General features: G+C 61.1%; 19 protein-coding genes and 1 pseudogene. 12 read left to right on the forward strand and 8 right to left on the reverse strand.

What is annotated here, in order from left to right; genetic code table 11:
- Positions 1–22 precede the first annotated feature (22 nt).
- The gene (locus tag J2Y83_RS17755) at positions 23–1,354 is read right to left on the reverse strand and encodes a sigma-54 interaction domain-containing protein (RefSeq protein WP_253397169.1); all 1,332 of its coding nucleotides are present in this window, start codon (positions 1,352–1,354) and stop codon (positions 23–25) included.
- Positions 1,355–1,596: 242 nt separating this feature from the next.
- On the opposite strand from J2Y83_RS17755, the gene J2Y83_RS17760 reads away from it, so the two are divergent.
- The 5 genes and pseudogenes from J2Y83_RS17760 (at position 1,597) to J2Y83_RS17780 (ending at position 7,663) form a co-directional block, all read left to right on the forward strand.
- Complete coding sequence (locus J2Y83_RS17760) at positions 1,597–2,475, forward strand: MBL fold metallo-hydrolase (RefSeq protein ID WP_253397170.1); 879 nt, start codon at positions 1,597–1,599, stop codon at positions 2,473–2,475.
- A gap of 57 nt (positions 2,476–2,532) precedes the next feature.
- Positions 2,533–4,203, forward strand: coding sequence for a bifunctional protein tyrosine phosphatase family protein/NAD(P)/FAD-dependent oxidoreductase (locus tag J2Y83_RS17765; protein ID WP_253397171.1), 1,671 nt, complete (start codon positions 2,533–2,535; stop codon positions 4,201–4,203).
- A gap of 28 nt (positions 4,204–4,231) precedes the next feature.
- Complete coding sequence (locus J2Y83_RS17770; RefSeq protein ID WP_253397172.1) at positions 4,232–5,038, forward strand: sulfite exporter TauE/SafE family protein; 807 nt, start codon at positions 4,232–4,234, stop codon at positions 5,036–5,038.
- Between the two features lie 58 nt (positions 5,039–5,096).
- A pseudogene (locus J2Y83_RS17775) lies at positions 5,097–5,297 on the forward strand (DUF6691 family protein); the annotation flags it as partial.
- A gap of 809 nt (positions 5,298–6,106) precedes the next feature.
- The gene (locus J2Y83_RS17780) at positions 6,107–7,663 is read left to right on the forward strand and encodes a methyl-accepting chemotaxis protein (RefSeq protein WP_253397173.1); all 1,557 of its coding nucleotides are present in this window, start codon (positions 6,107–6,109) and stop codon (positions 7,661–7,663) included.
- Here J2Y83_RS17780 and J2Y83_RS17785 read toward each other — a convergent pair.
- The 4 genes from J2Y83_RS17785 to J2Y83_RS17800 form a co-directional block, all read right to left on the reverse strand.
- On the reverse strand, positions 7,660–9,033 hold the full coding sequence (locus J2Y83_RS17785; RefSeq protein ID WP_253397175.1) for an MFS transporter: 1,374 nt from the start codon (positions 9,031–9,033) through the stop codon (positions 7,660–7,662). The two genes, J2Y83_RS17780 and J2Y83_RS17785, sit on opposite strands and share 4 nt — an antisense overlap.
- A gap of 77 nt (positions 9,034–9,110) precedes the next feature.
- Positions 9,111–9,443: an NIPSNAP family protein gene (locus J2Y83_RS17790; protein WP_253397177.1), complete on the reverse strand. Its 333-nt coding sequence runs from the start codon at positions 9,441–9,443 to the stop codon at positions 9,111–9,113.
- The gene (locus J2Y83_RS17795) at positions 9,443–11,191 is read right to left on the reverse strand and encodes an FAD-dependent oxidoreductase (protein ID WP_253397179.1); all 1,749 of its coding nucleotides are present in this window, start codon (positions 11,189–11,191) and stop codon (positions 9,443–9,445) included. Before J2Y83_RS17795 ends, J2Y83_RS17790 begins: the two co-directional genes overlap by 1 nt.
- A 109-nt stretch (positions 11,192–11,300) precedes the next feature.
- The gene (locus J2Y83_RS17800; protein WP_253397180.1) at positions 11,301–12,140 is read right to left on the reverse strand and encodes an SDR family NAD(P)-dependent oxidoreductase; all 840 of its coding nucleotides are present in this window, start codon (positions 12,138–12,140) and stop codon (positions 11,301–11,303) included.
- Between the two features lie 204 nt (positions 12,141–12,344).
- Here J2Y83_RS17800 and J2Y83_RS17805 point away from each other — a divergent pair, with 204 nt between their 5' ends.
- The gene (locus J2Y83_RS17805; RefSeq protein ID WP_253397181.1) at positions 12,345–13,232 is read left to right on the forward strand and encodes a helix-turn-helix domain-containing protein; all 888 of its coding nucleotides are present in this window, start codon (positions 12,345–12,347) and stop codon (positions 13,230–13,232) included.
- Positions 13,233–13,271: 39 nt separating this feature from the next.
- On the opposite strand, the gene J2Y83_RS17810 is transcribed toward J2Y83_RS17805, so the two are convergent.
- Complete coding sequence (locus J2Y83_RS17810) at positions 13,272–14,300, reverse strand: Ldh family oxidoreductase (protein WP_253397182.1); 1,029 nt, start codon at positions 14,298–14,300, stop codon at positions 13,272–13,274.
- Positions 14,301–14,448: 148 nt separating this feature from the next.
- Here J2Y83_RS17810 and J2Y83_RS17815 point away from each other — a divergent pair, with 148 nt between their 5' ends.
- From J2Y83_RS17815 to J2Y83_RS17840, 6 genes are all read left to right on the forward strand, one after another.
- Positions 14,449–15,330: a MurR/RpiR family transcriptional regulator gene (locus J2Y83_RS17815; protein ID WP_253397183.1), complete on the forward strand. Its 882-nt coding sequence runs from the start codon at positions 14,449–14,451 to the stop codon at positions 15,328–15,330.
- Positions 15,331–15,352: 22 nt separating this feature from the next.
- A complete protein-coding gene (locus tag J2Y83_RS17820) occupies positions 15,353–16,111 on the forward strand; it encodes a transporter substrate-binding domain-containing protein (protein WP_253397184.1) in 759 nt (252 codons plus the stop codon).
- Between the two features lie 110 nt (positions 16,112–16,221).
- The gene (locus J2Y83_RS17825; protein WP_253397185.1) at positions 16,222–16,941 is read left to right on the forward strand and encodes an ABC transporter permease; all 720 of its coding nucleotides are present in this window, start codon (positions 16,222–16,224) and stop codon (positions 16,939–16,941) included.
- Positions 16,938–17,648, forward strand: a complete 711-nt coding sequence (locus J2Y83_RS17830) for an ABC transporter permease (protein WP_247404188.1) — start codon at positions 16,938–16,940, stop codon at positions 17,646–17,648. The genes J2Y83_RS17825 and J2Y83_RS17830 overlap by 4 nt, the downstream gene beginning before the upstream one ends.
- Positions 17,649–17,698: 50 nt before the next feature.
- Positions 17,699–18,940 carry an NAD(P)/FAD-dependent oxidoreductase gene (locus J2Y83_RS17835; RefSeq protein ID WP_253397186.1) on the forward strand — a complete coding sequence of 414 codons (1,242 nt, stop codon included), beginning with the start codon at positions 17,699–17,701 and terminating at the stop codon, positions 18,938–18,940.
- 17 nt (positions 18,941–18,957) lie between these two features.
- Positions 18,958–19,749: an amino acid ABC transporter ATP-binding protein gene (locus J2Y83_RS17840; RefSeq protein WP_301295025.1), complete on the forward strand. Its 792-nt coding sequence runs from the start codon at positions 18,958–18,960 to the stop codon at positions 19,747–19,749.
- Here the strand turns inward: J2Y83_RS17840 and J2Y83_RS17845 are convergent.
- A complete protein-coding gene (locus tag J2Y83_RS17845; protein WP_253397188.1) occupies positions 19,746–21,128 on the reverse strand; it encodes an amidase in 1,383 nt (460 codons plus the stop codon). The two genes, J2Y83_RS17840 and J2Y83_RS17845, sit on opposite strands and share 4 nt — an antisense overlap.
- Before the next feature lie 13 nt (positions 21,129–21,141).
- Positions 21,142–22,473 (reverse strand): MFS transporter, encoded by a 1,332-nt coding sequence (locus tag J2Y83_RS17850; RefSeq protein ID WP_253397191.1) that lies wholly within the window; start codon positions 22,471–22,473, stop codon positions 21,142–21,144.
- Positions 22,474–22,603 lie beyond the last annotated feature (130 nt).

Genomic DNA, 22,603 nt, shown 5'->3' on the forward strand with positions numbered 1-22,603 from the left:
AGTCATTGGCAGTCGTAGATGACTAGGCCAGGCCCTGTTCTTTCAGGCGTCGGTACAAGGTGCGGTCGCTGATCCCCAGGTGCTTGGCCAGCTCGCTGCGGGTGCCTTTGAACGTCGCCAGTGCCTGCGCCAGCGAGCTGTCATCGAACGTCGTCGAAGCATCAGCATCAGCCTGAAGCGGCAGCGCCACGGACGCCTGGGGTAAATGGATGGCGCGGATGACGCCATCGTCAGCGAACAGACTCGCTCTTTCCAGGGCATTGCGTAACTCACGGATATTGCCAGGCCACGGATACTGCTGAAGCCTTGCCAGGGCTTCGGCGTCGATGGTCAGCCGACGCTTGCCGGCACCGCGACGTTGTAGAAATGAATTCACCAGCAAGCCGATGTCTTCTACCCGGTTGCGCAAAGGGGGCAAGTGAATGGGAAAAGCGCTGATGCGGTAGTACAGGTCCTGCCTGAACTCGCCCTTTTCCATCATTTTTTCCAGCGGTTTGTGGGTGGCGGCAATCAATCTGAAATTGGCGTGGAAGGTCTCGACACTGCCGACCCGGCGATAGGTGCCCGATTCGATCAGGCGCAACAGTTTGACCTGCATGGACAACGGCACATCGCCAATCTCATCTAGAAACAACGTGCCGCCCTGGGCCGTTTCAACCAAGCCGGGCTTGCGCGTGACGGCGCCGGTGAAGGCACCTTTTTCATGGCCGAACAGCTCGCTCTCAAAGAGTGTTTCGGTCAAGCCAGAGCAATCCACCACGACAAACGGCCCGCTGGCCCGCTCGCTGGTTTCATGGACGGCGCGCGCGAACAGCTCTTTGCCCGTGCCCGACTCGCCCAGGAGCAGCACCGGCAACATGGAGGGCGCCACCCGCTGCAGTTCCGACAGGGCGAGGTTGAAGGCCGGTGAACAGCCTACCAAGCCATCGTTGCTCGGGCGCGCCGACGCGCTGCGCACCAGCGTCAGGCGCTCCACATAAGCGGTGATCGCACCGTGCTCGTCGAGGATCGGGCGTAATTCGACATCGACGTGCTCAGGCCCCCGCGGTGTGTGGTGGATGTGCAAGACACGATCCGGCCCACGCATTTCCTGGGCCTTTTTCATCGGGCAATTCTCACCCGCCTGGTCACAGGGGACGTCGTAATGGTGTGAGATCTGATAACACTTATGGCCGATAAACGGTTTGTCAGCGCTACCGAACTGGCGCTGATAGGCCGTGTTGGCCGCCAGGATGTTGTAGTCCGGATCGAGCACGATCATTGGATTGGGCTCGTGTTCCAGAAACGAAACAAGCGACTGCACTTGATCCGGGCGTGGGACGGCGTCGGGTGGGGTAGGCAGAAAAGTCTTCATCACGGCTCCTGGTATCCATTCTTCCATCCTGTTGTGGCACTGCCACCTCTGTCAAGGCACTGCCAATGGCAGATTAATCCGCCAGACGCAGGCCTGAACAAGCCCATAGACAAACACAAAGCCCAATAAAATCAATTGGATATTAGGCTATTTGGCTAAAATCCTGGCCTGGCAAACTTATTGCAGCGTCAGTCCTTAGTCTAAGCGGCTCGAAAAAAAAGCCCCCCCTAAGGAGACAGTTCATGCGCGTCAAACTTCACGTCGAAGGCTTCTTCGACCCTGCTACCCACACCGTCAGCTATCTGGTACTCGATGAGGCCACCCGCCACTGCGCGCTCATCGACAGCGTATTGGATTACGATCCTAAATCAGGCTACACCGCCACCACCTCCGCCGACCGTCTGATAGCACGGGTGAACGAGCTGAACGCAAAGGTCGAGTGGATTCTCGAGACCCACGTCCACGCCGACCACCTGACCGCCGCGCCCTACCTGAAAGAAAAGCTCGGCGGAAAAATAGGCATCGGCAGCCAGATCTCGACCGTGCAAAAGGTCTTCGGCACGCTGTTCAATACCGGTAGCGAGATGCCCCGCGACGGCAGCCAGTTCGATCACCTGTTCGTCAACGACGAATCGTTCAGCATCGGCACGCTGCACTGCACCGCGCTGCATACACCCGGCCATACGCCAGCCTGCATGACTTACCTGATCAGCAAGGGCAGCGAAACGGCGGCCTTCGTCGGCGATACGCTGTTCATGCCCGACTACGGCACCGCCCGCTGCGACTTCCCCGGCGGTAATGCGCGCACGCTGTTCCAGTCAATCAACAAAGTGTTGAGCCTGCCCGCAGATACGTTGCTGTATATGTGCCACGACTACCAGCCAGGCGGCCGCGAGGTGCAATTCGTCAGCACCGTTGCCGAACAACGCGAGCACAACGTGCATGTGCGCAATGGCATCAGTGAGGAGGAGTTCGTGGCGATGCGTACCAAGCGGGATGCCTCGATGGACATGCCGACACTGATCCTGCCCTCGGTCCAGGTCAACATGCGAGCCGGGCATTTGCCCGAGCCTGAATCGAACGGGACCCGCTATCTGAAAATCCCGCTCAACGTCGCCTGACACTCACCCCCCCCCCAAAAAAACATATAAGAAAAAATACCCATAACGGAGACACTTATGGATATCCGCCGCCTTGCACCTGCTTTATCGGTATCAGAACAGATTCTCCCCAGCCAATTGGCTGAACTGAAAGCCGCCGGCTTTCGTGCCATCATTTGTAACCGCCCCGATGGCGAAGGCAGCGACCAACCGTTGTTTGCCGAAATCAAACGCGCCGCCGACGCAGTCGGCATCGAGGCGCACTACCTTCCCGCCGAATCGGGCAAAGTCACCGACGAGCAAGGGGCGGCCTTCGGCAAGCTGTTGGAAACGCTGCCCAAGCCGGTGTTGGCCTATTGCCGGTCCGGTATGCGCTCGACAACGATGTGGGCGCTGTCACAAGCGGGTCAACACGACCTGCCGCACATCGTCGAGAGCGCCAAAAAAGCCGGCTTCGACATGAAAGGCGTGATTCGGCGGATTGCGAACCAGGGTCGCACGCCGGTCGAAGTGGCTGAGGCGCAGCACACCGTGGTCATCATCGGCGCTGGCGCGGCGGGTATCGCCACCGCCTCCAGCCTGCTGGCCCGCGCGCCGGGGCTCGACATTGCGATCGTCGACCCGGCCGATGTGCATTACTACCAGCCCGGCTGGACCTTGGTGGGTGGCGGTGTGTTCGACGCGCGCCAAACGGCTCACACGATGGGCACCACCCTGCCCCGCGGCGTGCATTGGATCAAGGCGGCGGTGGCGGCTTTCGAGCCCGAGCGAAATGCGGTCATTCTGGATGGCTGCCGGGTCGTCAAATACGAGCAACTGATCGTGTGCCCCGGCCTGAAGCTCGATTGGCATGCCATCGAGGGGTTGTCGGAGACCCTGGGCCGCAACGGCGTGACCTCCAATTACCTGTATCACCTGGCGCCTTATACCTGGGAAAGGGTGCAGCAACTGCGGGGTGGCCGGGCGATTTTCACGCAGCCGCCGATGCCGATCAAATGTGCCGGGGCGCCGCAAAAAGCCATGTACCTATCGGCCGATCATTGGAAACGCAGCGGCGTACTGGATGCCGTCGAGATCGAGTTCTACAGCGCCGGTGCGGTGCTGTTCGGGGTTCCCGACTATGTGCCGGCGCTGATGGAATACGTCACTGCTTACGGTATCGACCTGAATTTCGGCAACACCCTCACCCACGTCGATGGCCCGGCACGGACGGCCACGTTCAGCGGCGTGAATCCGGATGGCAGCCCCCGTGTGGTGACCCGTGAGTTTGATTTGCTGCATGTGGTGCCACCGCAGGTCGCGCCGGACTTCATTCGGGTCAGCCCGCTGGCTGACGCGGCCGGCTGGATTGATGTCGACCCCGCCACGCTACGGCATAAAACCTGGGCAAACATTCATGCACTGGGCGACGCGGCCAATTCGAGCAACGCCAAGACCGCTGCCGCCGCCCGCAAGCAGGCGCCGGTGGTGGCCCATAACGTGTTGGCGGTCATGGGTAAGGCGAACGGTTGCGCCCAATACGACGGTTATGGCTCCTGCCCGCTGACGGTGGAACGCGGCAAGATCGTCCTGGCGGAGTTCACCTATGGCGGCAAGGTCGCCCCCAGCTTCCCGTCATGGCTGATCGACGGCACCCGCCCCTCCCGGCTGGCCTGGCTGCTCAAAGAGCGGATTCTTCCACCGCTGTATTGGAAGGGCATGCTCAAGGGCCGCGAATGGCTGGCGAAACCCGAGTTGACCGACCGATGAAATCAGGGCTGAACGCAAGGAGACTGAAATGATCATGGTCTTACTGCTCGGACTGACAGTGGGCGTGATTCTGGCGCTGACCGGCGCCGGCGGTGGAATACTCGCGGTGCCGTTGCTGGTGTTCGGGGCGGGCTTGAGCATGGCCGAGGCCGGGCCCATTGGCCTGCTGGCCGTCGGCCTGGCCGCGACCCTGGGCGCGGTGATGGGCCTGAAAAACGGCACCGTCCGCTACAAGGCAGCGCTGTTGATTGCCTTCGCTGGGATCATCTGTTCGCCCCTGGGCCTTTGGCTGGCGCAGCGCACGCCGAATCGTCCGTTGACGATCATATTTGCCTGCGTGCTGATGTATGTGGCGTTCCGGGTATTCAAACGGTCGTTGCCACCGTCCCCGGCGTCAAAGGCCGCCGTCGCGACCAAGCCGCCGCCCTGCGTATTGGACGCCCAACGCGGCAAGCTGAACTGGACGGCGCCGTGCGCCTGGGCGCTCACGGTGTCGGGCGTGGTTGCGGGCGGGCTTTCGGGCTTGCTCGGCGTGGGCGGCGGCTTTGTGATGGTGCCGGCGCTGCAGCGATACACCAATTTGACCGCGCAGTCGGTGCTGGCAACGTCCCTGGCGGTGATTGCACTGGTGTCGATGTCCGGCGTTGCCGCCAGCTCTGCGGCCGGGCATCTGCAGTGGGCGATTGCCCTGCCGTTCTCCATAGGTGCATTGTTTGGAATGGCCTGCGGGCGCCTGATCGCAGCGCGGCTGGCAGGCCCGCACTTGCAACGCGGGTTTGCCGCCGTGTCGATGCTGGTCGCGGTGGCCCTCTTGGTCAAAGCGATTGGAGCATGAGCCTAGACTAGCGACTACCAGGCGTGCCTGAGCCACGCCTGTCACCCATGACGGGACAAGCCCCATGCAGTTCCCCGGCAAGCGTGAACTGGACCGACGCCTGGTTGGCAGCAGCCTGTTATTTGGCATCGGTTGGGGCATTGCCAGGATTTGCCCCGGCCCGGCGGTGGCCATCCTGCTGAAAGAACACTGGCAAGCCGTCGTGTTTTTGCATCTAAGACGCAACTACCGCCGCAGTATTTTATTGAATAACGGTTAAAGGCAGACTCAACTTATCAGCTGAATCGAATCATCTGCTTAATGCGACAAACCACTGTAGCTGCGCGCGCAACATTATAAGTCGGGTGAATATCCGCACCAAAAAAATCCAAATTTACTGTGCCACCGCGTTAGCCATTAGTCGAATACTGCCCCTCACAAGCAGGGCTTTATAGTGCATGATAGAAAAACCAACCACGATTAAAATCGACTCTCGGTACTTTTAATGTCGCCCATACACGCCTCACCCAACACCCTTCAGATAAATGAGGAACTGTTGCAATTACTCCGAGCGACGGCGAACGCCCAAACGCTCTGGATGACAACTGTCAATCATTTAGAGGCGGCCTGTGATGAGGTATGGCTGGCTCGCATGTTTGAGGTGGAGAGCCTTGAAAACCAATACAGGGCTTGCCAGGACCAGCTGTTTTCCTATCTAAAAAAAGCGATCAAGATCTAAATCCCTAATTACGACCCTGCACTTTTTTCGAGCGTTGGAGCCCTGAATACGGGCCGGCCATAACCCGGACTCTCTGAATATTCGACTAAAGTACAAGGCCGCACTGTTACGCTCGCAAACACCCCCTTAGTTGAAGAGCCAGCCTCTTCTCCAACGCCCTACAGACGTGGGCTGTAACCTTTCAGCCCCACCGCCCCACAATGTCTCGCACATTCCAACATTTTTTAGACACGGCGCGAATTGTCCTTCGGAACAGCGCAACCGTCAGACTAAAACTAAAGCATTGGGATGGATGGTCGACATTCAGGGAATCAAGGATCACTCAACCTGCGTTACAACCTGGAGTCCATATGTTCGGCTGGATCAGCAATATCCGAGTCAGTGCTAAATTAAGTTTGGGATTCGGCCTGGTACTGGGGCTTGCATTGCTGCTGGCCGCCACCGGCTGGTACGCCGTTGTGACATTGACCGATCGCGGGCTGAAGGTTGAGGAAATTGCTCAGATCAGCGATTACACCAAAGACTTGCGCATCATTCGTTTACGCATCGGTACGAACAGTCAACCGGATGCCTATCAACCGCTGCAGCAAACCCTGGACCGCCTAGCAGCCCACCTGGACAGCATCAGCGAAACATTCATCGACCCACGGGATCAAGACCTGATTCAACAGCAGGGAAATGCGGCCAAAGAGTACGGCCAACTGCTGCACGACCTGTCCACGCCCAACGTTGACCAAGCATCCCTGTTTAAACGGATGGGACAGTTGGGTGACGTGCTGCTCGACACCACGCAAAAACTGATTGAATCGCAAAATACCAAACGCGATTCCGATGCCGCGTCCGCCAAGACCTCACTCGGACTCGTCGCGACCCTGGCCCTGCTGCTGGGCGCACTCGCCGCATGGGTCATCACACGGCAAATCGTCAATCCACTGCAGCACACGCTCCAGGCGGTGAACCGCATTGCCCGGGGCGATTTGACCGAGCCTGTGGCGGTGACCCGGCGTGATGAACTGGGCCAACTGCAGTCAGGCCTCCAACAGATGATGCTCAACCTTCATGAGCTGATCGACGGCATTCGATCCGGCGTCATCCAGGTTGCCAGCGCTGCCGAACAGCTGTCGGCGGTCACCGAGCAAACGAACTCCGGCATCAGCAACCAGAAAGCCGAAACGGATCATGTCGCCACCTCAATGAACGAGATGACCGCCACCGTCCACAACGTCGCCCGCAACGCCGAGGAGGCCTCCGCCGCCGCCTCCGCCGCAGATCAGCAAGCCTGCGAGGGCGAGCAGATCGTCGGGGAAGCCATCGCGCAGATCCAGCGCCTGGCGGCAGAACTCAACCAGTCGGCAGACGCCGTGCGCCACCTCCAGGAACAAAGCGATAAAATCGGCGGCGTACTGGATGTGATCAAGGCCGTCGCCCAGCAAACCAACCTGTTGGCGCTGAACGCTGCGATTGAAGCCGCCCGCGCCGGAGAGGCCGGTCGCGGTTTTGCGGTCGTGGCTGACGAGGTGCGCAACCTCGCCCTGCGTACCCAGCGCTCCACCGAAGAAATTGAAATCCTGGTCGCCGGCGTACAAAGCGGCACCCAAGCCGTGGCCACCGGCATGGAAAGCAGCCTGTTGCTGAGCGAAAGCAGCGTGGAACACACCCACCGCGCCGTCAGCGCGCTGGAGAACATCACCAGCAAGGTCTCGATCATTCAGGCGATGAATCAGCAGATTGCCACGGCGGCGGAACAGCAAAGCGCCGTCACCGAGGAGATCAATCGCAGCGTGATCAACGTTCGCGACATCTCCGACCAGACGGCAAACACCTGCGAAGAAACCGCCGCGTCGAGTAACGAACTGGCGCGGCTGGGGCATGAGCTGGAAAAGCTCGTGGAGCGTTTCAAGGTCTAGGAATGAGTCCGGCTCGGTGGCGCAGACACGCCCTGTCGATCGCTCGACAGCGCGCCGGCGCTACGCCCCAACCCATAGATCGCAAGGGCTGCCAGACCGCAAGGCACCACCAGTGCTGCAAACACTTGCGCGAAGGTCCAGCCCCAACTCAGCATCTGCGCGCCGGCAAAGGCGCTGAGGATCGCGCCCAAACGACCGATGCCGCTCATCCAACTGGCGCCAGTGGCTCGCGCCTGGGTGGGGTAGAACGTGGCGGCCAGCGCATTCATGCCGACGCTGGCGCCATTGAGGCCAAACCCGACCAGCCACGCGATCAGGCACAGCAGGAGGAAGTGCCCCGTGGCCTGGCCGATCGCATAAATCACCCCACCGCTCAACACGAACACCGCCATCAACACCCGGTATTTGTTCCAGCGATCCATGACCCAACCGACACACAGCGCGCCGGCAGGTCCGCCGATCTGGAACATCGCGGTCACAATGGCCGCGTCCGCCACGCTGTAACCGCCCCCCTCTTTCACCAGGGTCGGTAACCAGCCGCTGAACAGGTAGACCAGAAACAACGCCAGCACATAACCACTCCACAGCATCAACGTGCCGACGCGATAGGACGGGGACAATACGATGCGCATCGCCGAAGCGCGCAGCAGCGGATGAGCCGGCAGGCAGAAGGTCGATTTCGCGTGACTGACGCCCGGCGCGAGTTTTTCCACAATGGCGCGGATACGCGCGTTCGGCGCCCGTTTGGCGACCAGGAAGGTCACCGACTCGGGCAGTTTGAAATACAGCAACGGCGCCACCAGCAGGGGCAAGACGCCGCCCAGCACCAGCATGCTTTTCCAGCCGAAGGCCGGGATCATCCAGGCTGACAGAAACCCGCCTCCGGCGGCGCCCAGGGAGAACCCGCAAAACGCCACCGTAATCAGGAACGAACGGCTGCGCTGCGGCGCGTACTCCGAGACCAGGGTACTGGCATTCGGCATGGCCGCGCCGAGCCCCAACCCGGTGAGGAAGCGCAGGATCACCATGGTGCTGATGTCCGGGGAAAACGCCGTCGCCAGCGTCCACAAGCCAAACATGGACACACTGCTCACCAGCACGATCTTGCGCCCGTAACGGTCGGCCAGCGGCCCGGCGACCAATGCGCCGACCGCCAGGCCAATCAACGCCGCGCTCAGCACCGGGCCCAACTGCTGATGGCTCAAGCCCCAGTCCATTTTCAATTGTGGTGCGATAAAGCCCATGATTGCCACATCGAAGCCATCCAGGCCGATGATCAGGAAACCGAGAAACACCACCCACTTCTGAAAGCCGCCAATAGGGCGACTGTTGATCAGCGCGTGAATGTCGATGGGTTGAGTGGTCAGCATAAAAGTCACCTCTGTGTTGTGGGGGCGCTCAACCACTGCGCCCGCTTTTTTATTGGGGTGAAACGGCAACCGGCAGCTCAAACGCGGCCGAGGCTGTGGAACCGCACCGGACGGATAATCCGGGTTTCCTGGGCAACGATCAGATGCGCCGAAGCCTGCAGGTAGACCGGGAAGCGGGGATCGCTATCCCGCGCCTGACTGCGTCGTTCGAAGTCATCGAGACTGTCGTAGCCCCACAGGTGCACGACCTGGTTCAAAGGGCCGATGCTGCTGGTATAGAACCCCAGCGGCGCGCCCAGATGCTCGAGCAAAACCGGCATCGCCAGGCGATCGAAGACCTCGATGAACTCGGGCATGCCCCGTGGGCGAATGGTGTAGATACGGTGGTCGATGACCGGCTTGTGATTCATCAGGCCACCTCCTGCCGAGGCGTGCCCGGTGTTTTTGCGGCGGCCACCCGAGCCAGGTGCAGGCCCGTGAGGTAGCCGAAAGTCATGATCGGCCCGAGCGTGATACCGGCGGCGGGATAGTTGCCGCCCATGATGCTCGCGCGGTCGTTGCCCACCGCGTACAGCCCATCGATCGCCTGGCCCTGAAGGTCGAGCACTTCACCGCAGACGCTGGTTTTGATGCCGTCAAAGGTGCCGAGATCGCCCATGATGACTTTGAGGGCGTAGTAAGGGCCGTCGCCAATCGGCGCCACGCACGGGTTCGGCAGGTTCTGCGGGTCGGCAAGGTAGCGGTTGAAGGCAGTGGTGCCGCGGCCGAACTGCCGATCCACGCCCTGCCCCGCCGTGCGGTTGTAGTCGCGCACGGTCTGTTCCAGCCCGGCCGCGTCGAGCCCGGCGCTCTGCGCCAATTCAGCCAGGGTGCGGCCGCTGTGCAGGTAGCCATTGCGCAGCAATGGCCCGAGGGGCATCGGCGCCGGCTTGGCGTAACCCAGGCCGTACTTGGCCATGGTCCGGCGGTCGCAGATCAACCACATGGCGGTTTCGCTCTGATCGGCACAGGCTTCGATCATCGCCGCGCCGACGTCGTGGTAGGAGTTGGACTCGTTGGTGAACCGTTGGCCATTGCGGGTCACACCGATCACGCCGGGCTTGTAGCGATCGAGCAAATGCGGAAAGGCCGTGAACGTGCCGTGCCCCATCGGCACTTTCGAGACGGGCATCCAGGCAGCGGGCGCCTTGAGCCGGATATCGACGCTGCCGCCCAACGCCTCGGCCATGCGTGCGCCATCCCCGGTGTTGGTCTGCGGCACCGGTGAGAAATGCTCGCCACCGCGACGCACATGGGGATAGGCCTGCTTCAAGCGTTGCAGGTCATGGGAAAACCCGCCGCTGGCCAGTACCACCGCGTGGCGGGCTTCAAACCGCAACTCGCCGCCTTCGGTCTGAGCGATCACCCCCGTTACCCGGTCTGCGCTTTTCAACAATTGCCGGGCGCTGGTTTGCGTCAGGATCGGAATCCCCAGGTCCAGCGCCGATTTCGCCAGCCGCGCGGCCAAGGCATTGCCGCTGGTGACCTGGATGCCGCGCCGGTAAAGCAGCAATTCCTTGGCATGCGTCATCAGGCGCTTTGCGACATAAAGGAACGAGGTCAGGGATTTGGTCGCATTGAAGAAATGCTTGAGGTCGGCATTCGACGAATTGAACATCATCCCAATGAACGTGATGGTTTTGAGCGGCGGGCGCAGACGTGCCATGTCGGCGCCCAGCCGGCGAATGTCGAAAGGCGCGGCGAGGATCGAACGGCCGATATCGACGCCACCGCCCACGTCCGGGTGGTAATCCGGATAGAGGGTCGGAATGAACCGGACCTCGGTCTCTCGCTGGAAAAAGTCGATCATCTGCGGCGCGTTATCGAGAAACGCATCGACAGCCTCGGCATCGTAAAAATCGCCCGTTTCGTTCTTCATGTAGGTCAGCGCGGCCTCCCGACTGTCCGCGATGCCCTTGGCCTTGGACAGCGTGTTGCCGGGAATCCACAGCACCCCTCCCGAGAACGCGGTGGTGCCGCCGAAGTACGCATCCTTTTCAATCACAATGACTTCCAGCCCCTGCTTGCGCGCGGTGATGGCGGTCGCCAGGCCACCGGCACCGGCGCCGATCACCAGTACGTCGCACCGACGGATCGCCTCGGTAGTTGTCGTCGTCATAGTCAGTCTCACTCGGTAAAAGCCAGCCGAACGCTCGCCGTCATCGACAGCACGACAGGCACAGGTTGGCTTGGGTATTCGGAGTCGGCCATCAGCGGCCGGACGCGGGTCAGGCCTGGCGGCTGGCCATGGGGGATTCGTAGCCGGGGCGAGGAATCAACGCCATCAGCATGCTTTCCAGGCCACCGTCGACGGTCAGTTCGGCAGCGTTGACATAACCGGCCCGCGAGCTCGCGAGGAAGAGCACGGCATCGGCGATGTCCTGAGGCTCGCCGATGCGCTGGTTGGCGGTCATCGCCTTGCGCTGCTGCTCGACCTTGGGGTCGGCGTAGAACGCCGCCGACAGCGGCGTGCGGATCAGGCCCGGGCAAATGGCATTGCTGCGAATGCCCCGTGGCCCCCACTCCGCGGCGATCTGCCGGGAGAGCATGGCGACCCCGGCCTTGGCGACGCTGTAGGCGCCGCTGAAGGTTTGCGGGTAATGCGCGGCGATCGACGCGATGTGCACGATGCTGCCGCTGTGCCGGGCCAGCATCAGCCGCCCGAACGCCTGGGCACACAGCAAATAGCCCGTCAGGTTGACCGAGAGCACCCGGTTCCATTCGTCCACGGTCAGCGCTTCAAGCGCCCCGGCCTGCAGCACGCTGGCGTTGTTGATCAGCACATCGCAGCGCCCATGGAGCGCCTGCACGTGTTCGGCGGCCTGTTGCACGCTGACGGGATCGGCAATATCGCAGTGCAGCACAGAGACATCCGCTGCACTGTTTTGCGCCAGCTCGGCGGCCAGTTCACGGCATTTGTGTTCGTCGCGATCAAGCAGCACCACATGGGCGTTCTGGCGCACCAGCGCGGCGGCAATCGCGGCGCCAATACCGCCGGCCGCGCCGGTGAGCACACACACCCTGGAATCGAGGTTCAGCCAGCTTTTCTGCAGGTCGTTATTATTCATTGTTATCTCCAACACGCATTTCAAGACAGTTCGCCCACTGCACGGGAAGCCGCAGGCGCTGCTCAGGATAGAAGCGTGGGACGGCGCGCAAGAATGGACAAAACGTTCAACCGTCGAGACTTTTACGACAAATCTGCGGCAAATTGCCCAACGCGCGGATTCTTCGCTAAGGTAGAAAACTCGTGCCCGTAGACTATAAAAATAATGAACAAGATTCCCAGCTATGCCCTGTACGGCGAAGCGGCGGCGCCGATATGGCACGACTCCCTGCATGTCGAGTCGATCTCCCTGCGCTCCGGCGCCTATAACTGGGAGATCGCCGCCCATCGACACGACGGGTTGTTGCAGATGCTGTACCTGCAAAGCGGCGAAGGCGAGGTGCTGCTGGACAACCAGCGGGTCGAGGTCAAGGCGCCGTGCCTGCTGTTCATCCCTGAGCAGATCGTGCATGGCTTCGCCTGGCACGGACGGGTCGAAGGGCATGTGATCACTGCCGTGCAACACCCGCTGGAAAGCATCGTCCAAGTGCTCTCCCCGGGCCTGTTGGCGCAGATCCAGAAACCCTGCGTCGTCGCCCTGCCGCATTGGGAACCGGCCGACAATCCGCTGGAGCCGCTGTATCGGGCCTTGTACGAGGAGTATCACGGTCGTGGCCGGGAGCATGTCGCGTGCAGCATGTCATTGCTGCTCGCGCTGGTGATCCAGATGCTGCGCCTGAGCGAGCACACCCACGACCTGCATGCGCACCGTCACGATCGCCGCAGCCAGCAGATGATCGCGTTCCGCGAACGGGTGAACCGGCACTTTCGCGAACACCTTTCGCTGCATGACTACGCCAATTTCCTCGGGATCACCGTGGTCACCCTGGGCCGGCTGTGTCATGAACAACTCGGCATGACCCCCATGACCTTGATCAACGCCCGACTGATCCTCGAAGCCAAACGCGAACTGGCCCATTCGCCCCAAAGCGTCAAGCAGATTGCCCACGGCATGGGGTTTTCCGATGTCGGCTACTTCAGCCGTTTTTTTCGCAAGCACGCCCAGTGCAGCCCCAGTGAGTTTCGCCTTCAGGCCCAGGCCGCGCGGCAATGAGGCTCAGGGCGCGGCAACGCCTGCCCGTCGTACACCGCCTCAGCCTTCAGCCATCGCCCGCAGCTGCGCCAACTCCTGCTCCGCGATTGCCACGCCGTGCTGCGCGCAATGTTCGCGTTCGCGGTAACGACGTTCGCCCGGCATACGTTGCACGCCGACTTCATGCATATGCGCCACCAAGGTCTGGGCACGCTGGGCAAAACGCTCGCCCACGGACTTGCGCGGATCGATCACGATAATTAGTTGCCCGGTCCACGGGGTTTTCGCCCCGGGGTGCTGGTTCCAGTCGAACTCAAAAGAGAAGTTACCACCGGTCAGCGCGGCCGCCAGCAACTCCACCATCATCGACAGGGCCGAGCCCTTGTGCCCGCCAAACGGCAACAATGCGCCGCCATTGAGAATCGCGTTGGGGTCCTGTGTCGCCAGCCCCTGGCTATCGACACCAATGCCCGGCGGCAAGGTCTCACCGGCACGCGCAGCGATCTGCACATCGCCATGGGCCATGGCACTGGTCGCCATGTCGAAAACGATCGGATCGCTTCCCGCACAAGGCGCCGCGAAGGCAATCGGGTTGGTGCCAAACAGGGGGCGTCGAGCGCCATGGGGCACCACGCAGGTCATGCTATTGACCACGCTCAAGGCCACCAGCCCTTCCTCGGCGAAGGGTTCAACGTCTGGCCAGAGCGCCGCGAAATGGTGGGAGTTGTGAATCGCCAGCACGGCAATCCCGGCACTGCGGGCTTTTTCCAGCAACAACTCGCGGGCAGCGGCCAGGGCCGGTTGGGCGAAACCGTTGCGCGCATCGACCCGGACATAACCCGAGGCGACATCTTCCACCACCGGTACCGCCCGGCCGTCGACCCAGCCACTGGCCAGGGTCGAGACGTAGCCGGGAATCCGGAACACCCCGTGGCTGTGAGCGCCGTCGCGCTGGGCGCTGGCGCAGTTATGGGCCAGTACCGCAGCGACTTCGGCCGACGTGCCATGACGCTCGAAAATGGCGCGCAGCAACACGACCAGATCGCTGAAAGCAATAGGCTCTACAGCAGAATGTGCAGGTGAAGACATTTGAAAACTCCCGGATCGAGGTAGGGCAAAGCCAGCGCCGTTGCAAGCATTCGACTATCTAGTCATGACAGCAAACTGTCAAATGTTGACTTGGTGACAGAAAACATTCATTTTCTGTCGCAAGCAAAAAAATACAGTGAGTCGTACCGTGAGCCAACCGATCAAGCAACGTCTTGAAAACAGTCTGTCGACAGCTGCCGCTTCCGGTCGGACGATTGCCACGTACATGCTCGCCAACCTGCATGAGCTGCCCTTTCAGACCGCCGCCGATATCGCCCAGAAACTCGGGGTCAGCGAGTCGAGCGTGGGGCGCTTTTGTCGCGCACTCGGTTACAGCCATTTCAAGGATCTGAAAAACGACCTGAAAGATGACCTCGGCGATGGCCCGTGGCTGGTGGGCGACCGCTTGCAAGAATTTCGCCAGCAACAGAGCCACAACCCGCAAGGCCCTTCACGCAGCCTGGAACTGGAAGTCGCCGCGCTGGTACGCGTCTATGAACACAGCCAGACGCCCGCCTGGAATACCGTCAGCGAACGCTTGGCAAACACCCCAAAAATCTTCGTTGCCGGCTTTCAAACCGAACGCGGCATCGCCCTCTCGATGGTGCACCTGTTGCAGTACCTGCGCGATGGCGTGCAGGTGGTGGACGGCTCTGCCGGGCATTTCGGCGATGTGTTGCTGAGCAACCCGGAACACACCGCGCTGGTGGTGTTCGAGGCGCGCCGCTATTCGCGCCACGCCCTGACCCTGTGCCGCAAGGCCCGGGCGGCAGGCATCCCGGTGACGCTGATCACTGACACCTTTTGCGATTGGGCCGAACTGCACGCCGACGAGGTCTTTCGCCTGCCTACCGAATTCAATCTTTTCTGGGAATCGACGGCGACGATGTTGTCGCTGGTGCACCTGATGGTCAACGAGGTCTGCAAGAAACTCGGGCCCGATGTAGAAAAACGCTTGGAAGCAACTGCCGCGCTACACAACGAATTCGTGGGTTACACATCGTCACTCGCGAGCAAACAAGAGCAATAGGCCAGCAGATTGAGAGGCAACGATGAAACGATTCATTCGCTTTGCAAGTGTGTGTGCGGTATTCGCCGCCAGTGTCGGTGTCGCTCAGGCCGACGTCTTGAAAATCGCCACTGAAGGCGCTTACCCGCCGTTTAACTATGTCGATTCGGATAACAAACTCCATGGCTTTGACGTCGATATTGCCCTCGCCCTGTGCGAGCGCATGCAGGCCCAATGCACCCTTGTGGCGCAGGACTGGGACGGCATCATTCCGGCCTTGATGGCCAAGAAATATGACGCGGTCGTGGCGTCGATGATCGACACCGAAGAGCGTCGCAAGAAAATCAGCTTCACCCGTCACTACTACAAAACCCCACTGTCGGTTGCGGTTCCCAGCGACTCGGACATCAGCGATGCGCAGACCCACTTCAAAGGTAAAACCGTCGGCGCACAATCCTCTTCTACCCAGTCAATTTATGCCGAAGACGTGTATGGCAAAGCCGGCGCCAATGTGAAGCTCTACCCGACCCTGGACGAGGCCAACAGCGACCTGGCGTCGGGTCGGCTCGACGGTGTGATTGCCGACAAATTCCCGCTCGCCGACTGGATCGACAAGGCCGGCAAGAGCTGCTGCAAAATGCTCGGCGACGTCAACGGCACCCAGGCAGATGCCTCGATTGCGGTGCGCAAGGAAGACAACGCGCTGCGCGAACGCTTCAACAAAGCCATCGATGAAATTGTTGCCGACGGCACGTATCAGAAGATCTCCAGCAAGTACTTTGCTTTCGACATCTACCACTGATTCGTCGCCGCTCCGAGCACTGACTGTCCACCCGCTGCCTGAGCCCGGCCCTGGCCGGACGCAGGTTGGCCGATGTTCATTCCACGATGTCCTTTCACGAGGGTTCGAGCATGATCGAACATCTATCGCTGTTGTCGTTTGCCAGCGGCGGCTGGGGGCAAGCGCTGCTGGCCGGGGCGCTGGTGACCCTGGGACTGGCGCTGGCCTGCTTGCCGATCGGCTTGCCCCTGGGGCTTGGACTGGCCTTGGCCGCGCGTTCGAAAAAGCCTTGGCTGCGATCATTTTCCACGCTGTTTTCCACGGTGTTCCGTGGCTTGCCCGAGTTGCTGACGCTGCTGATCATTTACTATGGCTGCCAGATTGCGGCACAAAAAATACTCGCGGCCATGGGCTACGAAACCCAGGTCACCATCAATACCTTTCTGGCCGCCATGGTCGCCTTCAGCTTCGTCTTTGCGGCGTTCTCCAGCGAGATCTGGCTCGCTGCGTTCAAGACTGTCCCCAAGGGTCAATACGAGGCGTCTGCGGCCCTCGGCCTGAGCAAGGCGACGACCTTTCGCAAAGTGGTGTTCCCGCAACTGGTGCGCATCGCCCTGCCCGGGCTGTCGAATAACTGGTTGTCGCTGCTCAAGGACACGTCGCTGGTCTCGACTATTTCTCTGGTCGATCTGATGCGCCAGACCAACCTGGCGGTGAGCGTGACCAAGGAGCCGTTGTTCTTCTATGCCGTGGCCTGCTTCGGTTACCTGTTCTTCTCGGCCCTGTCGGGGCGCGTGTTCGCGTTTATCGAGCAGCACTTCAATCGGCATCTGCGGAGCGCACGCCCATGACGCTCGAGAGTTTTGCGCAGTTTTTTATCGACCTCGACCTGTTGCAGCGCTATGGCCCGCGCATGCTCGAAGGCTTGCTGGTAACGGGCAAACTGGTAGCCATTTCATTCACCCTCGGCGCCCTGCTCGGCCTGCTGATTGCCTTGGCTCGGGTGTCCAACAGCCTGCTGTTGCAGCGCTTGAGCGCCCTGTATGTCTACTGCTTTCGTGGCTCGCCATTACTGGCGCAGTTGTTCCTGCTGTATTACGGCCTCGGGTCGTTCAAGGGGTTCTGGCAAGACGTCGGGCTGTGGTGGTTTTTCCGCGACGCGTGGTTTTGCACGCTGCTGGCCTTCACCTTGAATACGGCGGCGTATCAGGCAGAGATTTTCCGCGGCAGCCTGCTCTCGGTGTCCCAGGGGCAGCATGAGGCGGCCAAGGCCTTGAGCCTGAAACGCTCAACGACATTCTTCAAAGTCATCCTGCCGCAATCGCTGGTGGTCGCCATCGGCCCGCTGGGCAACGAGCTGATTCTGATGATCAAGGCCAGCGCCATCGCTTCGCTGGTGACCATTTACGACCTGATGGGCGTTAGCAAGCTGGCCTTCTCGCGCAGCCTCGACTTCCAGATTTACCTGTGGGCAGCCGTGCTTTATCTGCTGATCGTCGAGATTATCCGCCGCGTGCTCAAGCGCGTCGAAGCCCGACTGGGTCGCCACCTGCTCTGATGCCTGTCGTTTACCCCCACGCCCACACGGCGCGTTACAAGGAATTTTTCATGCACTGCCAAACCATCGTTCTGGGCGCCGGGATTGTCGGCGTCTGTACTGCACTGCACCTGCAAGCGCGTGGTGTTCAGGTCATCCTGATCGACCGCCAGCAACCCGGGAACGGCACCAGCCATGGCAATGCCGGGTTGATCGAGCGCTCCAGTGTGATTCCCTATGCGTTCCCGCGAGAGCTGTCGAGCCTGGTGCGCTACGGCCTCAACCAGCAATCCGATGTGCGGTATAGCTGGCGCTACCTGCCCAAGGTCGCGCCGTGGCTGTTCACCTACTGGCAGAACTCGTCGCCGCCCAGGTTGAACCAGGCCGCCCGCGCCATGCTGCCGTTGGTGCAGCGCTGCGTGGATGAGCACGATGTGCTGATCGAGGCCGCCGGCATGGGCGACCTGATCAAAGCCAATGGCTGGATCGAGGTGTTTCGCAATCAACCGGCCTTTATCAAGGCCCAGGCCGATGCCCATGCCTTGCAGCCTTATGGCTTGCGTTATGAAGTGCTGGACGGCGAGCAATTGCGCGAGCGTGAACCGTCGTTGAACGAACAGGCGGTGGGCGGCATTCACTGGCTTGATCCGAAAACCGTCAGCGATCCCGGGGCGCTGACCCGTGGCTACGCCGCGCTGTTTATCAAGCGCGGCGGGCAGTTCATTCAGGGCGATGCGCTGACGCTCAAACAACTCGACGGCGGCTGGCAGGTTCAGACCGAACAAGGCCCGGTGAGTGCCGAACAGGCGGTGATCGCGCTCGGCCCACAGGCGCCCGAGCTGTTCAAGCCACTGGGCTATCGCATTCCGCTGGCAATCAAGCGCGGCTACCACATGCACTACAGCTCTTTGCACGATGCACAGTTGCAGCATTCAATTTGCGATGCCCAGGGCGGCTATGTCCTGGCGCCGATGGCTCAGGGTATCCGGTTGACCACGGGCATCGAGTTTGCCGAGAGCAGCGATCAGGCCAATGACATTCAGCTCAGTCGCTGTGAAGCCCTGGCGCGCAAGCTCTACCCACTCGGCGAGCGTCTGGACCCCGAACCGTGGCTGGGTCGCCGTCCGTGCCTGCCGGACATGCGCCCGGTGATCGGCCCGGCGGTGCATCACCCGGGCCTGTGGTTCAACTTCGGCCATGCCCACCACGGCCTGACCCTCGGCCCGGTCAGCGGGCGCCTGCTCGCCGAAATGCTCACCGGCGCCGCGACCTTTACTGACCCGGCGCCTTACAGCGCAGAACGTTTCCACTGATTAGCGGAGTAACCGCCATGCCAGCGACAAACACCCAACGTCACCTGCCCGGCAACGCTGGGTTGCCGGACACACGCGATGTCGTGGTCAGCATTGAAGGGCTGAACAAGTTCTACGGTGCCTACCATGTCTTGCATGACATCGAGCTGAACGTGCGCGAAGGCGAACGTATCGTGCTGTGTGGGCCTTCCGGTTCGGGAAAATCAACACTGATCCGCTGTATCAACCGCCTGGAAATCGCCGAGAAAGGCCATATCCGGGTCAACCACACCGACCTGGCGCTGGACACCCGCCAAGCGGCTCAGGTGCGTAGCGAGATCGGCATGGTGTTCCAGCACTTCAACCTGTTCCCGCACATGAGCGTGCTGCAAAACTGCATGCTGGCGCCGATGTCGGTGCGAGGCCTGTCGCGCAAGGAAGCACAAGAGCTGGGGCGTTTCTACTTGAACAAAGTCGGTATCGAGAACCAGGCCGACAAGTTCCCCAGCCAGTTGTCCGGCGGGCAACAGCAGCGCGTGGCCATTGCCCGGGCGTTGTGCATGAAACCCAAGATCATGCTGTTTGATGAACCGACTTCAGCCCTCGACCCGGAGATGGTTGCCGAGGTGCTGGATGTGTTGGTCAAGCTCGCCGACACCGGCATGACCATGCTCTGTGTCACCCATGAAATGGGCTTCGCCCGGCAGGTCGCGGAGCGGGTGCTGTTTCTCGACGGTGGCCGGATCATTGAAGACAGCCCACCAGAGGCTTTCTTCAATAACCCGCAAAGCCCCAGGGCGCAGAGCTTTCTTGCGCAGATCCTGCATTAGCGTTCAGTGGGTTCCGAAGCCACTGCATGCCCTGCGAATCGCTGCGCCATGACCCTCAACAATCGATCATCCTCCCCCGCTGCGCCAATGACCTGCAGCCCCACCGGCATCCCTCTCACCAGCCCCACCGGCAGGCTGATTGCAGGTAACCCGGTGAGGTTCCAGGCACTGGTATGACTGAGCAAGGCGGCGCGCACATCAATGTCCTGCGCGCCAACCTGCACCTCACGCGCATCAACCACCGTCGCCGTGATCGGCACGCTGGGCGAGACCAGCAAGTCATAGCGCTTGAACACCTGCGCCATCGCAGCCTTGAGGCGTGCCTGGCTGGACTGTGCGCGGATGTATTGCCAACCCCGGACTTCACACGACAACTCAAGGCGTTCGCGCACCTCGGCCTCGAACATGTGCGGCGCACTCTGCATGCGCTCGGCGTGAACATTGAAAGCCTCGGCGCGTTGTAGCACCTGCAAGGTCGCTTTCATGTCGGCCGACAGTTGCGCCAGTTCGTCGACCTCTTGCAGCCCCTCGCCAAAGAGCTGTTGCGCCGCCTGGTACACCTGGCTATCCAGTTCCGCGTCTACCGGGCCGAAACTGCCGGACTTGATCCAGCCGACCCGCAACGGCCTGGGGTTAGCCAACGGCGCGCACGTGCGCCCGGCGATCACCTCGAACAACAGGCGCGCATCCTCGACGTGGTTGGCGATCGGGCCCACATGGTCGAGACTCGACGCAAGCGGGAACACGCCGTCCAGCGGCACGCTGGCAAACGATGGCTTGAAGCCGACCACGCCGCACAACGCCGCAGGAATACGGATCGAGCCACCGGTATCGGTACCCAGCGCCAGCGGCACCATGCCGCTGGCGACTGCGGCGGCGCTGCCGGCGCTGGAGCCGCCGGTGATGCAGTTGGCGTTCCAAGGGTTGCGCGCGGCGCCCTGCAGCGAGCGGTCGCCCGTCGGCCCATAGGCGAATTCATGCGTCAGGGTCTTGCCCACGATCACCGCGCCCGCCTCGCGCAAACGCTTCACGCACACAGCATCGTGCTCGGGTTTGAAGCCTGCAAAATGCGCCGAACCGTAGGTGGTGACATAGTCGAACGTATCGATGTTGTCTTTGACCGCCACTGGAATACCCTGCAACGGCCCCAGGTCCAGGCCCTGTTCGAACAGTTCATCAGCCTTGCTCGCCTGCGCCAGCGCCACGCTTGCATCGACGCACACGAAGGCGTTCAAGATCGGATTCAGCCGCTTGATGCTGTCAAGCGTCGCCTGGGTCAGCTCGACACTGGTCAGGCTGCCCGCACGAAGGCGCTGAGCCAAATCAGTGACCGATTGAGCAAAAAAATAGCCAGCATGGGTAGGCTTCGTCAGGTTCATACAAACAGCTCCATCAAACCACGGCGGGTAAAGGGGACGGGGCAACGTGCCGACTGCCGGGGCGCACCATCAACATCGCGCCCATGCCCAGCGCAGTGGCCACCGCCGCCGCGACGAACATCGACGAGTAGCCGTAGCGGACGGTCAAGTAACCGGTCAGCATCGGTGCGATGAACGAGGCAGTGTTGGCAATGAAATGCGTCATGCCGCTGTAGGCGCCCACACGGTTCGACGGCGCGGTATCGATCACCACGGCCCAGTAAACCGAGTTCGGTAGCGCATTGAGGGCGTTGGCCACGGTCATCAGGGCAATCACACCCCACACCGTCTGGGCCTGCGAGACCAAGATGAAGCACAGCGTGGTCAACAGCAGGCAGGTCGCGGCCAGCCAACTGCGCGCCACCTTCAGGTTGCCGGTGCGGCGTAGTAGCCAGTCGGAGATCTTGCCGCCCAGCAGCACGGTGAAGCAGGCGCCGGTCCAGGGGATCATGCCCATGTACCACAGCGACGAGAGGTTGTAGTGGAACTCGTCCTGCAGGTACTTGGGGGTCCAGGTCAGCAGCAGGAAGGTCACATACACGAACGAGAAGTAACCGACAGCGTTGAGCAGCAGGTCCTTGTTCTTGAAGAAATGCCACACCGGCGTGACGCTTGTGTCAGGGGGCGAGGCATGGGTTGCCGTGGCACGCTCCTGACGCAGGAAGTCGAGCTCGGCCTTGGACATCCGAGGGTTCTCATCAGGGGTGTTGGTGAAGCGTGTCATAAAGAAAATCAGCAGCGCCAGGCTGAGCACGCCCAACACCACGAACATGCTGCGCCAGTCGCCGGTCAGGGTTTGCAGGCCCACCGCCACCGGTGCCGTGAGCAGCGCACCGAGCGGTGTGCTCAGCAGGCCGACCGAAACCACGAAGCCTCGCTCCTTGGGCGTCGCCCAGCTAGCGACGCTCTTATTGATCACCGAATACGCCGGGCCTTCGGCAAAGCCAAACAAAACGCGAATGGTGGCGAAACCGGCCATGGCCGAGCCGCCCATGAACGCGAGCCCAAAGTCGCCTGCAAACGCGGTGGCGATCTCAAAGATCGACCAGGTGGCCCCGGCAATCAGCCAGATGCGCTTGGCGCCAAAGCGGTCGGCCAGAATGCCGCCGATCAACGCCCCGAGAATGTAGCCGTAGCCGAAGAACCCCAGCACATTGCCCCAGTCAGCCTTGTCGAAGCCGTACTCCGGAAGGATGCTCGCCGAGGCATAAGAAATCGCGCCACGGTCGATGTAGTTGAGCAATGCCATCAGCATGATCAGGAAGAAAATCTGGTAGCGGAAACGTGGGATAGCGGGACTGTTCATAGGAACTGACTCTTCAAATGATGGCAGAAGTCAAAAAATCGGCCGCGTCCGGCGTTTTTTTATTGTTTTACCCAAACGTTTGGGTTGGCAAAATGTAGAGATTGAAAAAGTGTTAGTCAATCGTTTGGGT

The organism is Pseudomonas marginalis, assembly GCF_024169655.1.
In the GTDB taxonomy this organism is placed as follows: Bacteria; Pseudomonadota; Gammaproteobacteria; order Pseudomonadales; family Pseudomonadaceae; genus Aquipseudomonas; species Aquipseudomonas paraveronii.

What these genes read in the sequence shown, in the direction of transcription:
- J2Y83_RS17795 (WP_253397179.1), bottom strand. Translation starts at nt 11,191, where the DNA reads ATGACGACGACAACTACCGAGGCGATCCGTCGGTGCGACGTACTGGTG.
- J2Y83_RS17820 (WP_253397184.1), top strand. Translation starts at nt 15,353, where the DNA reads ATGAAACGATTCATTCGCTTTGCAAGTGTGTGTGCGGTATTCGCCGCC.
- J2Y83_RS17835 (WP_253397186.1), top strand. Translation starts at nt 17,699, where the DNA reads ATGCACTGCCAAACCATCGTTCTGGGCGCCGGGATTGTCGGCGTCTGT.
- J2Y83_RS17850 (WP_253397191.1), bottom strand. Translation starts at nt 22,473, where the DNA reads ATGAACAGTCCCGCTATCCCACGTTTCCGCTACCAGATTTTCTTCCTG.
- J2Y83_RS17800 (WP_253397180.1), bottom strand. Translation starts at nt 12,140, where the DNA reads ATGAATAATAACGACCTGCAGAAAAGCTGGCTGAACCTCGATTCCAGG.
- J2Y83_RS17785 (WP_253397175.1), bottom strand. Translation starts at nt 9,033, where the DNA reads ATGCTGACCACTCAACCCATCGACATTCACGCGCTGATCAACAGTCGC.
- J2Y83_RS17760 (WP_253397170.1), top strand. Translation starts at nt 1,597, where the DNA reads ATGCGCGTCAAACTTCACGTCGAAGGCTTCTTCGACCCTGCTACCCAC.
- J2Y83_RS17840 (WP_301295025.1), top strand. Translation starts at nt 18,958, where the DNA reads ATGCCAGCGACAAACACCCAACGTCACCTGCCCGGCAACGCTGGGTTG.
- J2Y83_RS17780 (WP_253397173.1), top strand. Translation starts at nt 6,107, where the DNA reads ATGTTCGGCTGGATCAGCAATATCCGAGTCAGTGCTAAATTAAGTTTG.
- J2Y83_RS17805 (WP_253397181.1), top strand. Translation starts at nt 12,345, where the DNA reads ATGAACAAGATTCCCAGCTATGCCCTGTACGGCGAAGCGGCGGCGCCG.
- J2Y83_RS17830 (WP_247404188.1), top strand. Translation starts at nt 16,938, where the DNA reads ATGACGCTCGAGAGTTTTGCGCAGTTTTTTATCGACCTCGACCTGTTG.
- J2Y83_RS17825 (WP_253397185.1), top strand. Translation starts at nt 16,222, where the DNA reads ATGATCGAACATCTATCGCTGTTGTCGTTTGCCAGCGGCGGCTGGGGG.
- J2Y83_RS17755 (WP_253397169.1), bottom strand. Translation starts at nt 1,354, where the DNA reads ATGAAGACTTTTCTGCCTACCCCACCCGACGCCGTCCCACGCCCGGAT.
- J2Y83_RS17845 (WP_253397188.1), bottom strand. Translation starts at nt 21,128, where the DNA reads ATGAACCTGACGAAGCCTACCCATGCTGGCTATTTTTTTGCTCAATCG.
- J2Y83_RS17765 (WP_253397171.1), top strand. Translation starts at nt 2,533, where the DNA reads ATGGATATCCGCCGCCTTGCACCTGCTTTATCGGTATCAGAACAGATT.
- J2Y83_RS17790 (WP_253397177.1), bottom strand. Translation starts at nt 9,443, where the DNA reads ATGAATCACAAGCCGGTCATCGACCACCGTATCTACACCATTCGCCCA.
- J2Y83_RS17810 (WP_253397182.1), bottom strand. Translation starts at nt 14,300, where the DNA reads ATGTCTTCACCTGCACATTCTGCTGTAGAGCCTATTGCTTTCAGCGAT.
- J2Y83_RS17770 (WP_253397172.1), top strand. Translation starts at nt 4,232, where the DNA reads ATGATCATGGTCTTACTGCTCGGACTGACAGTGGGCGTGATTCTGGCG.